We start from the raw sequence: 13,592 nt of genomic DNA on the forward strand, positions 1-13,592 counted from the left end.
TCCTCTTCCTTCCGGTCTTCTTATAAAAAAACAGACCCATCAACGAGTGTGGGTCTGCAGGTGAAGTGCTTAAAGTGACTTAAACGCCGCCGCCGACTGCACCGTTTATCGCATTCACGATATTCTGGAAGATGTTCTCGAACTGATCTGTAAGCAGTGCAAAAGCGACTACGATTACGACAACGAGCATTCCCAAAATCAGACCGTATTCCGTCATGCCCTGTCCTTCTTCTTCTAAAAATAAACCGTTAATGAAATTCATCATATGTACTTCCTCCTAATTTTTAATGGCGTGCTTCCGGGTTACATTGTGGTATTTTTTCAGCAAATCCGAGGGTGTCACCGGTTGAGACTTTGTTTCCGAGTGTCCCTGCAGGCAGTTCGATGACGGAGCGGGCTTTTTTGAACCTTCCGCCAATCTTCCCGGGTGTGAGGTGCCTTTCAATCCCGACGACCTCGTTCTCTCTATTGATGTAGATGACATCGATGCCGAACTTCATGAAGAAGGTATGGATTGAACTGCAGGGACTGAGATGAAGTGCTGCGTGCCGGTTCATATCTCGCTTGAACATCAAACCTTTGAATCGGGTCCAGAAATTATGCGCCTGTCTGACGTCATCTGCGATCACGGTGCCGGTCGTGCAGTTGATCAGTTTCATCCGGATGGAGCCTCCTTTGGTGGGGTGGTCGTTTTGCTGTGTGATCTACAAGTCATATTATGCACTCATAACTCCTGAACAGATATCCCCCATCGCTCTCATTGTGGGAAGTGTGCTTCCAATAAGAGCAGGCTCCCATAAGGGGAGGAGCGGGCTCCTATTCCTGGGACCGCCGGTCGTTTCAGGGATTGCATACAAAAAGACAGGGAGTGAATGGTCACTCCCTGTCTTTTTGTGTCAACTATGCACTTCATTCGTCACGGGCCGATTTCAAACTCCGGAGAAATCTCCGGTTCCCGGTATCGGTAAACCTTGTGTTCCGCTTCCTGGATCTGTTTAATGATTCCCTGTTTGACAAGCAGGGAGATGACAGATTCCAGACATTCCGCCTTTTCGCCCAGACAGGCTGAGAGGTCTTCGAGTGAATGGGTGGATTGCGGGTCGGATTGAAACAACATCAGGCATTCCATCTGCAAAGGAAGGATCATCCTGTTATTCATCCCTTCCCCTCCTCTTCTGATCCGGCGATCTTGACCCTGAGGGGCCCCGATCACCTTTTCTGTTCTTTATAATATAATTTGAATCCGGGTCTGTCTTTATCATACCCATATTGTGCTGCCAGGTATATCCACTTCTGCTCCCATTTCAAGAACCTTTCTTTGCTAACGATTATAAATATTCCTATATACTTTTGAAATGGCATTCACCCTGTCGGATACATCAAGTTTATTAAAAATCTTTGTGATATGGTTTTTGACTGTATGTGTACTAATGTACAGTGTTTCGGCGATTTCCTGATTATTTTTTCCCTCGGAGATGAGAAGGAGCACCTCCTGTTCTCTCGGAGAAAGGTTTTCCATGGCTTTGACCGCGCTTTTGATATCCTGTGCATCCCCCTGGGCGGAATCAAGTTCAAGGTCGATTTCCGCTTCACTGACATGTGTCGTCCTTATCAACGATAAGAAAATATCGAGCACTTCCGGATTCATCGTTTCCAGCTGCATGGCTTCATCAATATTGTGGCTTCTGGTGTAGACCAGGCAGAGAGCATAAATGTAACCCGCCGTGCCAGCCGATTCCATCTCAGGCTCACTATTTTTCTCAAGTATCGCATTCCCTGTTCTCATCACTGCTGCCACTTTACCATCAGGCAGCATTTTAAGTATGAAGGCCGGGGAATAATAGGAAAGCCGGCAGGCCTGAACTACAGATTGTGCGGTATCTGAAGGAAGTTCCAGCTGAGTCGCCATAAGGGCTGCCAACTCGGCACTTTCTTTTGAACATCTGTAAATGTCCTCATCAAATTCGGCAACCGCAAGCTGCAGCGCTTCAATCTTTTCCTCCTCGGCACCCGTCTCGCTCCGTCCGGCCAGCTGCAGTGACACGCTCCCGATGATGGAGAGCGTTTGAAGAAATGCCAGGTTTTCCTGCTTCTCGCGTTCGCCTGTCTCTGTCACACCGACGGAGAGGATGCCCATCATTTCACTGCCGTATGAAAGTGGAGCCTCTATCACTTTCCCTCCATTCGGCATCACCCGGATTTTCGGCTCACTGAACTCCCCTTCGGGAAAGCGGGACAGATGGCCGGTCCGTTCCATGACATCCTTTACGTACTGATTGATATCACCGTCGTAAGTTCCCCGGGTGATCAAACGGCCTTTATCCACCCGCTTGTCTTTAATGATGACCGAGGAGAAAGAACCTTCCACAAGGTTGATACTGATATCAAGCAGGATGAGGACCATCCGTCTTGGATCCGGTGTGGAAGCCATAAGGCTGCATATATCAATGAATGATGAAAGACGGCTCAGCTGCTGGGAATTCTCCCGGCGCAGTCCGCTGACCAGACGGCTCGATTCCACAAGTGTCGCCGTCATTTGTGCTGTATTTTTCATGGAGGCAGTCACTTTCCCTTTGAAGCAGCTGCCGCCGAACAGCACGGAAATCGAGCCGTCATGCCTTTCGATCGGATCTGTGAACAGACACTTCGGCTTTTTATCCAGGGAAGATAAAATCCTGGACCGCCTGTCCCCGTCGATATCTTCCCAGTATGACCGTTCTCCGCTCAATGCAGTTCTTCCCAAAAAACCTTCGCCGGCAAGGAACCTGGCATCCTGCAGAGTATCCGTTCCCTCTCCTTTAATTTTTGTAATGGTATATGCGTCTTCCCCGGTCTGTTCAGCCAAACCCATGAAATCGATGTCTCCCCCGCCATCTATCACCCGGGAGAACAGCTCAGTGACCGGGTCCTTGCTGCCTTTAATGCTGTCCCTCCATCCATCGGTGAAGATTTCCATCATTGGATTCCGCTCTTCATGACGGAGGCATACGGAAGCCAGCTGTGCCAATCTATCGACAACCCGCAGCCAATCCTTTTTATTTTCCGCCTCCAGTATGGGGATGGAATAATCCTCATCATACCCGCACTGATTCAGGAGTTTCTCTGTATGGTTGCCCTGTTCCACCAGGATGCCTGCCCATAAGTAATGGTATGTACCTTTACCGGTCGAGACGGGAGAGGCCATCATATGCAGACCAGATTGAATTTCATAAGTGAGCGTCTTATGGAGGCGTTTATTATGTTTCAGCATCATCCGGATTTCAGGCAGGAGCCCGTCCTCTTGTTGCAATAGAGTTTTACTCAATAAATTGTCATCCTCTGCTGAAGCAATCACCTCTCCTTTTTCGTCTGTCAGGAAAAATGTCAGACCGTACTGGGTTGCAAAGGTCATCTGTACTTTCTCAATCAATTCAATCGCTGAAACCATAGTCTCCCTGCCTTTCATGTTGATTATCCTGAAATGCCCCAACATTAAGTAATTTCACTCAATTTCCTTCTATTTTAGATAAGCCTTATAAGGAGTGCAAGGAGAGAGAGTTAATTTAAGTTTTTATAAAAAGTTATCAGAATATTTTTTGTGAGAGGTATCTGGATAGGCTGGAACCGTGAGAGGGTTCTTGATGGATAAAGCAAAATTGAAATCACTTTGGAATTGGAGAAGAATCCCATCGCATTTTAGAGGATATTTATTTTACAGACATTGATTAAGGGTTCTGTCCGGTAAATTTGATTACATGCGATAATCCATTGTGAAAATCACCTTCATGACGGGCGACCTTGCCGATGAAGAAATGAAAACGGATAATCCTGACCCGGGTCAGGATTATCCGTTTACTCTGCCGCATATTGTTTACGGCATGATTTTTCCCTGCAATAAATTCAGCAGATCATCTACACCGATTTGTTGATGCAGCCGATCAATCGCTCTTCGATATCCACGGCAGTTTTTTTCACGGAATCGTTCTGCACCATCTCAATCAGTGCACTTGGTTTTGGCATGCCGATTTTTGTCGTGTCATCTTCTTCATATACTACAATCTTGCAGGGAAGGAGGTAGCCGACCAGCAGATCTTCCGACAGGACCTGGTTCGCTTCCTCGGGGTTGCAGACTTCAAGCACTGTAAATGGTGTGTTGAAATCGGTGCCTTTCTCCTGAAGTTTGGCGGTCAAATCGAAGTTCCAGAGTACACCAAACTTTTCTTCCTTTAAATTTTCTTCAAGTGTACGGACGGCTTCTTCCCTGCCTTTCGATGTCTCCACTGTATAATGGAACATGCTTATTACTCCTCTCCTCGAATACTTGTACTATTGGTGAAATACCCTTTTTAAGAGTTGAAAAACGTCCGGATCCGGCATAGAAGACCCATTTGATCCACCCTCATAAGGGTATCTTTTTACAATTTTCTCCTAAACTCTCTTCTTCAACATATCGGACTGTATTGAAAAAGGCGGTCGAGTCAGATCCATCAGGGTAAATTCCATATGAAATATAAGGACTTATGATAAAATCGAACCAACCCATCTGCCCTGAAAACTGTTGTTCATTCAATGATGGGGCCATCACACAAAAAAGGAAGCGATAGAGAAATGAAACTGCAATTGTTTTTAACACCAATCGTTCTTTTCGGTTTAATCGCAGGTATTCTGAATGCCGACACTACGATGGAAGCTATCATCTGGCCGATGATCGGAATCGCCGGTCTGCTCGGTGTCGCGACGCTCGGGATGAGCAGCAGCCAGGTTGCCGAAAAAATAAAGAGCGCTTTTTAGAAAATCAGAGATGGAGCTGGGACAGAACTTGATATGAAAATTAAATCCGTACGCTTGCTTTCCTGGGGCATCACGCAAGCCTGTAGTCTTGCGCAGATGCTGTTCCCCTAGGAGTCAAACGTACGGATTTTTCGTCTCTTTCATTCAATTTACACTTTCTTAAGGACTTATGTCCCAGCCCCATCTTATGGCTATATCCTTATTCTTTTAAGACCAGCTGCTCATTCCGCCCCTGACATTGGAAATCTTCTTAAAGCCCATCTTCCTGAGCATCTTGGAAGCTCTCGTGCTCCTCATGCCGCTCTGGCAGATGACGACGACTTCCTTGTCCTTATCCAGCTTATCCACTTTGCCGGAAAGGCTCTGAAGGGGGATATTCCTGAAGGGTTTCCGGTGGTTCACCTTATATTCCCCCGGCGTACGGACGTCGATGAATTGTACATCCTTGTCATTGAACTTGTCCTTCGCATCATGCACGCTTATATTGTTGATGCCCTTGGCGGGCATGAAACGGCTTGCGATCAATACGACGATTGCTGCGATTAAGATCCATGTGATCAAATCCATTCTGAATCACTCCTGAACATTCATATTTTTTATTGAAGGCTTGCAAGGAAAGGGAATTACTCCGTCTTACCTTCCCAACTGGACATGCCGCCTTCCATATTCGTCACATCATAGCCGTAATGGGAAAGGAATCCACATGCTCTGCTGCTTCTGCCGCCTGCGTGGCATGTCACATAATGATGCTTGTCCTTGTCGATCTCATCCAGGCGCTCTTCAAGCTCGCCAAGCGGAATATGCTTTGCACTCGGAATCTTCCCTTCTGCGACTTCGTCGTCCTCCCTGACATCAATGATGTTCAGATCTTCTCCCACCGCCAACTTCTGTTCAAGTTCCTTCGCAGAAATTTGTTTCACTAAAGATACCTCCATAATTTTTAGTATTGATATTCAGATTTAAAGGAAGGTTCAGCGATCTCCATTGTTGTATAGTAACCGCCTAACTTTCCCGCTTGCCTTGATTATATACCCTACAGGGTATATAATCAAGGATATTATACTCTTTCATTTCTCCTGGGACATCAAAGGAGGGCTGGTCATGGAGCCCCGTCGTTTACATTAATGGGTAAGGATGGTAATATTTTTTGTCATGAATATCACGTAGAATTCCGAAGGTGGAGGTGAGGTCGATATGAGTCAACCCAAAATAGGTATACACAACAACCTGCCGCAGTTCGTGCTCCTCGTGGTAGCGAATCTGTTCGTCGGTTCCATGGTCGGGATAGAACGGACGGTCCTGCCCCTGCTCGGTGAGGAGCAGTTCGGACTCGCCTCCACGAGTGCCGCGCTGAGTTTCATCATCAGCTTCGGTTTCTCCAAGGCGATCATCAACTATTTTGCAGGGGGCATTGCTGATAAGTACGGCCGGAAGAAAGTGCTGGTGGTAGGATGGGTGGTCGGTTTGTTTGTTCCGGTGCTGATCATATTCGCCCACGCCTGGTGGGTGATCGTGCTCGCCAATGTGCTGCTCGGAATCAACCAGGGTCTCGCCTGGTCGATGACCGTGAATATGAAAATCGATCTCTCGAAGGCGAACCAAAGGGGTACGGCAGTCGGTCTGAATGAATTTGCAGGATACTCCGGGGTCGCCATCATGGCCGCTGTCTCAGGCTATGTGGCTTCCACTTATTCCTTACGTCCGGAACCTTTCTATATAGGTCTCGCAATCGGAGTGATCGGCCTGCTCCTCGCTTTGATCGTGAAGGACACCGAAGGACACCTGAAAGTGCAGATGGCGGAGTCCCGGGAGGAGAAGAACAGCCTGTCGGCAAAACGTGTCTTCTTCAAGACGACATGGCAGGACCGGAACCTTTCGACGGCAAGCTTTGCAGGTATGGCGACCAACCTGAAGGATGGTATGGCCTGGGGGCTCTTCCCCCTCTATTTCACCACTGTCGGTCTGAGCGTCACCCAGATCGGTACGGTGGTTGCTATATATCCTGCAGCTTGGGGTATTTTCCAGCTCTTCACCGGTGCTTTCAGTGATAAGGTCGGCCGGAAGAAACTGATTATTTACGGCATGTGGCTGCAGGCAGCCGCATTATGGTTCATTCTCGCTGTAGAGAGCTATCCGTTGTGGATTGCAGGCGCCGTCCTGCTTGGCATCGGTACGGCAATGGTCTACCCGACCCTGCAGGCGGCGATCAGTGATGTTGCCGCTCCGGGATGGCGGGCCTCATCGATGGGTGTATACCGATTCTGGAGAGACGCCGGGTATGCTTTCGGGGCGATACTGGCGGGGGTCATTGCGGATTTCATGGGCGTGGCGTGGGCCATTGGACTGGTGGCACTGATGCCATTCATCGCAGGACTGCTCGCCCGGTTCCGTCTCGAGGAGACATTGAAGAATGAAGATGAAAAATGACCGATCCCCGTGGATTGGTTTTTTATTTTCTCCGTGTCACTGTTTATTCAAAGTTGATCATATCCCCCGGCGCAAAGCCGATCATGCCACCGAGCATCGGCGGTATCGATAAGCCCCATGTATTCTCCTTGCGCAATGTTGCAGACATAAGAAAGATAGATGAGTATATCGATGAGAATGATATAGGGTACGTGTCAATCACCACGGAATATAACTTCAAATAGAGCAGTAACCAATCTGTATCAAAGATGAATCAGTGACCACACTCTCCGCTTATCAGAAACTGAGGACGTGTAAAAACCGGTTTAGGGATTTTTCAAAAATTCCCAGACCGGTTTGATTATTTCCTATGATTTTTTGCACCTGCTCTTGGAGACCGCCAAAGCATACAAGAACTTCTAATCCCCGGCCTCCGCCAGAGTCATCGATTCCGCCGCTGTTTCTTCCTCACTGCCCTGGCGCAGCAGACGCAGGCCGTTCAGTATGACGAGTATGGTGGATCCTTCGTGGAAGAGCACAGCAAGCGGCAGGTTCAGCAGTCCGAATATATTCAGGGTGACAAGGGAGAGGATCACACTGATTGAGAATATGACATTGCCCATGATGATCCGATTCAATCTATGGCTCAGCTTGAAACTGTAGAAAAGCTTTTGAAGGTTATTTTTTACGATCACCACTTCAGAAGATTCCATTGCAATCGAAGATCCGCTGCCCATCGCAATGCCGATATCTGCATTCGCCAGAGCCGGGGCATCATTGATGCCATCACCAATCATGCCGGCGACTTTTCCTTTCTTCTGGCTTTCATTCACATACCTGATCTTGTCTTCGGGGAGGCAGCCTGCAGCATAGTCTGTGATCCCAACTTCTTCTGCGACCCTTTCGGCAACGGCTTCGTTGTCGCCGGTCAGAAGAGAGACCTGGATACCTTCCGACTGGAAGTTCCGGACAGCGTGAACGGCTTCTTTCCGTACGCGGTCGGCAAGTGAAAAGTAGCCGACGACCTGGTTATTCTTCCCTACGATGATATTCGTGTTGCCGGATATACCTTTGGCCATGTAGTCCATCGGGTCATCATAATCATTGAAAGCTGAAGGCTTTCCGACTTTGATGTCCCCTTTCTTCATACCGGAACCCGGGATTTCCTCGACGGGCTGTGTTTTATCGAGACCCTCGAGGTCCAGGTTTTTGAACCGGTTGACGATGGCTTCTGCAATGGGGTGTCCCGATTGCTGCTCGATATATATGACTTCTTTCAATATTTCTTCATCCGCAGCATGATCGACTACTTGGAAGTCACCATGAGTGAGGGTCCCTGTCTTATCACTGTACAGGATATCCATGGTGCTCAGTGCTTCCATCGCGGCACCGCCTTTGAACAGCACCCCGTTCCTCGCACCGTTACTGATGGCACTGAGTGTTGCCGGGGTGGCTGATGCCACGAGAGCACATGGGCTCGCCACCGTCAGCATGACCATCCCCCTGTAGAAAGATTCGCGGAAGGAAAGGTCGTTGAAGGTATAGAGTATGAATATGAAAATCGGCACGCCGACCAGCACACCGATGACATATCTTGATTCGATGCGGTCGATGAACTTGGAGATTTTGGAAGGTCTATTCTGCGCCTCCTCCACCATCCGGATGATGTTTGAAAACACTGTGTCATCACTTGATTTGTTCACTTTAAGATAGAAAGAATTACCTTCATTGATCGTTCCGGCAAATACTTCCTTCCCTTTCACCTTCGTCACAGGTACGGACTCCCCCGTCAGGGCAGATTCGTTGACGAACGTATCCCTGTCGGCATAACCGTCTATTGGAATCTGTGAACCCCTTGAGACGACCACCGTGTCCCCTGCAGTGAGCTCTACTGTGGGCACTTCCACGACATCCCCGTTCTCTTTGAGCAACTGGGCAGTCGAGGGCACTTGCGACATCAACTCCGAAATGGCCCTGGTGGATTTACTTGATGCATAATCTTCCAGCACTTCAGATCCGGCAAAGATGAACAGAAGAAGCGCACCTTCCGATTCAAAGCCGATGATCACTGCGCCGATCGCAGCCAAAATCATCAACAGATCCACATTCGGGGATTTTGATCTGATGGTTTCCACCATGGCGTTTTTCGCTGCAAAGAATCCCAAAAAGAATATGGCTGCATAAAATGAGAGAGTGCTTCCAATGTCGGTGAAGAGCATGAGGATGAAGCCTGTAACTATGAAAATCATCCCCAGAAGGAGAAACTGACCGGCACGATTCTTGATCAGATAATTCATCATTTGACTGGATCCTTCCCTTCCTGTACTTTAATTCCATTATAGCCGAAATCATCATCGCCTTTTATAAAGCTGCCTTATTTTTCCTGCCAAAATATAAATATTCATCTTTCGGTGATAATTTTATATACCCGATAGGGTATTTGACAAAGTAAAAATGATGATTTATAATACAGTATATAATAAATTTTGGAAGGTGATCGTATTGACCGGGCTTGAGGAAAAAACAGTATATGATAAAGCCGTGATTAACAGGATCAGCCGTCTCCAGGGACAGATAAATGGAGCGTTGAAGATGATGGAAGAAGGAAAGAACTGTAAAGACGTGGTCACCCAATTGAGTGCAGCTAAGAATGCCCTCAACCGTACGATGAACATCATTGTCAGTGAAAACCTGGTTCAGTGCGTCAAAGAAACGATGAACAATCCAGATGAAGATACAGATGAACTTGTTAAAGAAGCAGTAGAATTGTTGAATAAGAGCAGATGATTCCATCTGTTTTTATTTTTTCGATAAAAAATACCCCCGCAGGTATTTGACAAATTAAACGAGCGCTGTTATTATACCCCTATAGGTATTAAAAGCAGGAGGATGATTCAAAAATATGAGTAACGCTAAAATAAAGTACCACATTAATGATGCCGACCGCCTGGTCGAAGCAAATGAATATCTGTTGGATGTAAGAGAACCTTTCGAATATGAAATGGGACACATCGCTGAGGCGGACAATGTATCCGTGAATGAAATTGAAGATCGCCTCGATGAACTGCCGAAGGACAGAAAGATCCATGTATACTGCCAGCGCGGAAAACGCGGAGCAAATGCAGTGGAAATACTGAAGACCAATGGTTTTGATGCAGTGAACCTTGAAGAAGGCTACTCTGCATACACAGGTAAATATGACAGCGCACAGGAAACTGCAGCGACTGCTGAAGATGTTTCAGCCGATAATGTTGAAATTGATCCGAACCGGGTAAAGGTGGAAGCAAGCGGTCTCCAATGTCCGGGTCCCCTTCTTAAGGTTAACGAAGTGATGGGAGAACTCGAACCGGGACAGCAGATGGAAATCACGGTCACAGACTTCGGTTTCTGTACAGACGTTGAAGCATGGGCCCGCAAGACAGGGCATTCCGTCCTTAAAAATGAAAAAATGGAAAACAAAGTTGAGGTCGTATTGAGAAAGAACGCACCTCAGGCCAAAACAGCCGGCGAAGGCCATCAGATGGTCGAAACGAAAGACGGCGCGACGATGGTCGTATTCAGCGGGGATATGGATAAGGCACTGGCTTCATTCATCATCGCGACCGGTGCGAAAAGCATGGGCAAAGATGTCACGATGTTCTTCACTTTCTGGGGACTCAATGTCATCAAGGACCCGAAAGCACCGAAAAAGAACAAAACCGGCCTCGACAAGGCATTCAGCATGATGATGCCGAAGTCCGCCTCCAGACTTCCGATCTCCAACATGAACATGTTCGGCCTGGGATCCAAAATGATCCAATATGTAATGAAGAAGAAGAAAGTTGACGCGCTTACTGAAATGATAGAGAAAGCTGATAAACTCGGCGTCAAAATGGTCGCCTGCACGATGAGCATGGATATCATGGCGATCGACGAAGATGAGCTTCTCCCCAACGTCAATTTCGGCGGCGTAGGCACCTATCTCGGTGATGCGGAAAACGGCAACCTGAACCTGTTCATATAATTGAACGGGGTTCAGCAGATCAGCTTCGGAAAAAACAAATAAAATCAATCAAAATTTCAAGGAGTGTATTTAAATGTTCTTTAAACAATTCTTCGATAAAAAACTTGCACAGACTTCCTACATGGTTGCCTGCCAGAAGACACAGGAGGCAATCATCATCGACCCGAAACGTGTCATTGATGAGTATGAGGAAGTGGCTAAATCAGAAGGCTTCAACATCACCCAGGTGACGGAGACACACATCCACGCAGACTTCGCTTCCGGTCTTCGCGATGCGGCAAAGCGCTTCAATGCGACAGCATATGTATCCGATGAAGGCGGCGAGAACTGGAAATATGAAAATATGCCGGAAGATACCGTCTACCTCAAAGACGGTGATATCATCAATGTCGGTAATGTAGAGCTTAAAGTCGTCCATACGCCGGGGCACACCCCTGAGAGCATTTCATTCGTATTGACCGACCGCGGCGGCGGAAGTGATGAGCCTATGGGCATCTTCACCGGAGACTTCCTCTTCGTCGGGGACATCGGTCGTCCAGATCTGCTCGAAGAAGCGGCAAAAATGGAAGGTACGACCGAAGAGGGCGCGAATGCGATGTTCGATTCCCTCAAAAAATTGAATGATTATCCAGACTTCATGCAGGTATGGCCTGGCCACGGTGCAGGCAGCGCGTGCGGCAAATCCCTCGGTGCAGTGCCATTGTCCACTCTTGGATATGAGCGCAAAAACAACTGGGTGTTCGAATATGAAAATAAAGATGCCTTCATCAAGGAGCTGACAAGTGATCAGCCTGAGCCGCCAAGCTACTTTGCACAGATGAAGAAGGTCAATAAGGCAGGCCTGCCTGAATTCAAGGTGAAGGAAGTCGAAGTCGGTACACCTGATAAGCTTCCAGGCCAGCTGTTCGACCTCAGAAGCAAGGAAGAATTCAAAAAGGGATTCAAGAAAGGCGCCATCAACATCCCATACAATGACAAATTCCTTCAATTTGCAGGATGGTATGTAGATTATGAGCAGCCGATGACAGTAATCGCCAATCCTGAATACAGCAAGACTCTCCAGGAAGATCTTGCATCCATCGGTTTCGACAACCTTAAGCTGATCGTCCCTGAAGATAAAGCGGACAAGTACTTCGATGATTCCTACGAAAATGTAACGCCTGAAGAGTTGGTTGAAAACCATGAAGATAAGCATATCCTGGACGTTCGTTCCACTTCCGAGTACAAGGAAGGCAACCTCGATAATGCACATCATATCCACTTTGGTCATCTCGATGAGAAAGAAGTGCCATTCAACACAGACGACACAATATATGTCCACTGTCAATCCGGTGTACGTTCAGCCATCGCGATGAGTGCACTTAAAGCACGCGGCTTCGATAATGTCGTCAATATAGAAAAAGGCTATGCTGGCATTAAAGAAGCGATGAACTGATGGACATCACTTTTATAATCGTTATATTCCTGATCGGATTCATCGGTTCCTTCATCTCCGGGATGGTGGGAATCGGTGGCTCCATCATAAAGTATCCAATGTTGCTTTATATTCCATCCATGCTTGGAATCGCTGCATTCACTTCCCATGAGGTGGCGGGCATCAGTGCCGTACAGGTTTTCTTTGCAACGATTGCCGGCGTATGGGCATATAAAAGCAGCGGTTATTTGAACATGAGATTGATTGCCTATATGGGTGGGGCCATCCTCATCGGCAGCCTGCTCGGTGGATACGGGTCGGAATTCCTCACTGAGACTCAGATAGACATCGTATATGCAATACTTGCAACAATTGCGGTAGTCATGATGTTCCTTCCAAAAAAGGAAGTGCCATTCAATCCAGGTGATGATCTCGATTTCAATGGTCCTCTGGCAGCTGCACTTGCATTCATCACCGGTGCTGCAGCAGGTATCGTTGGTGCTGCGGGTGCATTCATACTCGTACCGATTATGCTTGTAGTGCTTAAGATACCTACCAGGGTAACCATTGCCACAAGCCTTGCCGTCACGTTCATTTCTTCCATTGGTACCACAATCGGTAAGGTTGTGACGGATCAGGTACTCTATGGGCCCGCAGTCATCATGATCATAGCCAGTCTCATTGCTGCACCTCTGGGTGCCAAGGCAGGCCAGAACATGAATACGAAGATTCTTCAATGGATACTTGCCCTGCTCATTTTGGGAACTTCTTTGAAAATATGGGGGGAGATTCTTTTCTAGTTGTTTCCTGCCGACTGTAAAATTCCATATTAAATGCATCCATATAGCTGGATGGGCCATTTATGGTCACTCAAGGTGCTCTTCGATGAAGATATTTTGAGTGGTTCATAAGTGGCCTTTTACATAAGTTTTAATTCTTAGTTCCGGCGGGACTTTAACGGCCTGCTCATGAGATGATATATTTAAATCATTACAAATG

The 13,592-nt window shown here is 47.4% G+C and carries 14 protein-coding genes; 6 read left to right on the forward strand and 8 right to left on the reverse strand.

Annotated features, from left to right (window positions below):
* Positions 1-79 precede the first annotated feature (79 nt).
* The 5 genes from LPW40_RS08165 to LPW40_RS08190 all read right to left on the reverse strand — a co-directional run bounded on the left by LPW40_RS08165 (position 80) and on the right by LPW40_RS08190 (position 4,275).
* On the reverse strand, positions 80-265 hold the full coding sequence (locus tag LPW40_RS08165; RefSeq protein ID WP_230821754.1) for a Flp family type IVb pilin: 186 nt from the start codon (positions 263-265) through the stop codon (positions 80-82).
* A gap of 19 nt (positions 266-284) precedes the next feature.
* The gene (locus tag LPW40_RS08170) at positions 285-659 is read right to left on the reverse strand and encodes a DUF192 domain-containing protein (protein WP_230821755.1); all 375 of its coding nucleotides are present in this window, start codon (positions 657-659) and stop codon (positions 285-287) included.
* 257 nt (positions 660-916) lie between these two features.
* On the reverse strand, positions 917-1,159 hold the full coding sequence (locus LPW40_RS08175; protein ID WP_230821756.1) for a hypothetical protein: 243 nt from the start codon (positions 1,157-1,159) through the stop codon (positions 917-919).
* 162 nt (positions 1,160-1,321) lie between these two features.
* Positions 1,322-1,741 (reverse strand): response regulator transcription factor, encoded by a 420-nt coding sequence (locus LPW40_RS13725; RefSeq protein ID WP_413776002.1) that lies wholly within the window; start codon positions 1,739-1,741, stop codon positions 1,322-1,324.
* 2,150 nt (positions 1,742-3,891) lie between these two features.
* Positions 3,892-4,275 (reverse strand): DUF302 domain-containing protein, encoded by a 384-nt coding sequence (locus LPW40_RS08190; protein ID WP_230821757.1) that lies wholly within the window; start codon positions 4,273-4,275, stop codon positions 3,892-3,894.
* A gap of 312 nt (positions 4,276-4,587) precedes the next feature.
* Here LPW40_RS08190 and LPW40_RS08195 point away from each other — a divergent pair, with 312 nt between their 5' ends.
* On the forward strand, positions 4,588-4,770 hold the full coding sequence (locus LPW40_RS08195) for a hypothetical protein (RefSeq protein WP_230821759.1): 183 nt from the start codon (positions 4,588-4,590) through the stop codon (positions 4,768-4,770).
* A 207-nt stretch (positions 4,771-4,977) separates the two neighbouring features.
* On the opposite strand, the gene LPW40_RS08200 is transcribed toward LPW40_RS08195, so the two are convergent.
* A complete protein-coding gene (locus LPW40_RS08200) occupies positions 4,978-5,337 on the reverse strand; it encodes a rhodanese-like domain-containing protein (protein ID WP_230821761.1) in 360 nt (119 codons plus the stop codon).
* 56 nt (positions 5,338-5,393) lie between these two features.
* Complete coding sequence (locus LPW40_RS08205) at positions 5,394-5,690, reverse strand: rhodanese-like domain-containing protein (RefSeq protein ID WP_230821762.1); 297 nt, start codon at positions 5,688-5,690, stop codon at positions 5,394-5,396.
* A gap of 274 nt (positions 5,691-5,964) precedes the next feature.
* On the opposite strand from LPW40_RS08205, the gene LPW40_RS08210 reads away from it, so the two are divergent.
* Positions 5,965-7,197 carry an MFS transporter gene (locus LPW40_RS08210; RefSeq protein ID WP_230821763.1) on the forward strand — a complete coding sequence of 411 codons (1,233 nt, stop codon included), beginning with the start codon at positions 5,965-5,967 and terminating at the stop codon, positions 7,195-7,197.
* 398 nt (positions 7,198-7,595) lie between these two features.
* Here the strand turns inward: LPW40_RS08210 and LPW40_RS08215 are convergent, their stop codons facing one another.
* Entirely contained in the window at positions 7,596-9,473 is a 1,878-nt protein-coding gene (locus tag LPW40_RS08215) for a heavy metal translocating P-type ATPase (protein WP_461766003.1), read from the reverse strand.
* 244 nt (positions 9,474-9,717) lie between these two features.
* Between LPW40_RS08215 and LPW40_RS08220 the strand changes: the two genes are divergently transcribed.
* The 4 genes from LPW40_RS08220 (at position 9,718) to LPW40_RS08235 (ending at position 13,393) form a co-directional block, all read left to right on the forward strand.
* Entirely contained in the window at positions 9,718-9,963 is a 246-nt protein-coding gene (locus LPW40_RS08220) for a metal-sensitive transcriptional regulator (protein ID WP_230821765.1), read from the forward strand.
* A 115-nt stretch (positions 9,964-10,078) separates the two neighbouring features.
* Positions 10,079-11,179, forward strand: coding sequence for a DsrE/DsrF/DrsH-like family protein (locus tag LPW40_RS08225; protein ID WP_230821766.1), 1,101 nt, complete (start codon positions 10,079-10,081; stop codon positions 11,177-11,179).
* 73 nt (positions 11,180-11,252) lie between these two features.
* The gene (locus LPW40_RS08230) at positions 11,253-12,614 is read left to right on the forward strand and encodes an MBL fold metallo-hydrolase (RefSeq protein ID WP_230821767.1); all 1,362 of its coding nucleotides are present in this window, start codon (positions 11,253-11,255) and stop codon (positions 12,612-12,614) included.
* Positions 12,614-13,393 carry a sulfite exporter TauE/SafE family protein gene (locus LPW40_RS08235; RefSeq protein ID WP_230821769.1) on the forward strand — a complete coding sequence of 260 codons (780 nt, stop codon included), beginning with the start codon at positions 12,614-12,616 and terminating at the stop codon, positions 13,391-13,393. Before LPW40_RS08230 ends, LPW40_RS08235 begins: the two co-directional genes overlap by 1 nt.
* Positions 13,394-13,592: the final 199 nt, after the last annotated feature.

This window comes from Salinicoccus halitifaciens, from assembly GCF_021026095.1.
GTDB lineage: Bacteria > Bacillota > Bacilli > Staphylococcales > Salinicoccaceae > Lacicoccus > Lacicoccus halitifaciens.

Excerpts from the sequence above, each read along its gene's own strand:
- LPW40_RS08165 (WP_230821754.1), bottom strand. The coding sequence starts at position 265 with ATGATGAATTTCATTAACGGTTTATTTTTAGAAGAAGAAGGACAGGGC.
- LPW40_RS08175 (WP_230821756.1), bottom strand. The coding sequence starts at position 1,159 with ATGAATAACAGGATGATCCTTCCTTTGCAGATGGAATGCCTGATGTTG.
- LPW40_RS08215 (WP_461766003.1), bottom strand. The coding sequence starts at position 9,473 with ATGAATTATCTGATCAAGAATCGTGCCGGTCAGTTTCTCCTTCTGGGG.
- LPW40_RS08235 (WP_230821769.1), top strand. The coding sequence starts at position 12,614 with ATGGACATCACTTTTATAATCGTTATATTCCTGATCGGATTCATCGGT.
- LPW40_RS13725 (WP_413776002.1), bottom strand. The coding sequence starts at position 1,741 with ATGGAATCGGCTGGCACGGCGGGTTACATTTATGCTCTCTGCCTGGTC.
- LPW40_RS08190 (WP_230821757.1), bottom strand. The coding sequence starts at position 4,275 with ATGTTCCATTATACAGTGGAGACATCGAAAGGCAGGGAAGAAGCCGTC.
- LPW40_RS08200 (WP_230821761.1), bottom strand. The coding sequence starts at position 5,337 with ATGGATTTGATCACATGGATCTTAATCGCAGCAATCGTCGTATTGATC.
- LPW40_RS08230 (WP_230821767.1), top strand. The coding sequence starts at position 11,253 with ATGTTCTTTAAACAATTCTTCGATAAAAAACTTGCACAGACTTCCTAC.
- LPW40_RS08195 (WP_230821759.1), top strand. The coding sequence starts at position 4,588 with ATGAAACTGCAATTGTTTTTAACACCAATCGTTCTTTTCGGTTTAATC.
- LPW40_RS08210 (WP_230821763.1), top strand. The coding sequence starts at position 5,965 with ATGAGTCAACCCAAAATAGGTATACACAACAACCTGCCGCAGTTCGTG.
- LPW40_RS08170 (WP_230821755.1), bottom strand. The coding sequence starts at position 659 with ATGAAACTGATCAACTGCACGACCGGCACCGTGATCGCAGATGACGTC.
- LPW40_RS08225 (WP_230821766.1), top strand. The coding sequence starts at position 10,079 with ATGAGTAACGCTAAAATAAAGTACCACATTAATGATGCCGACCGCCTG.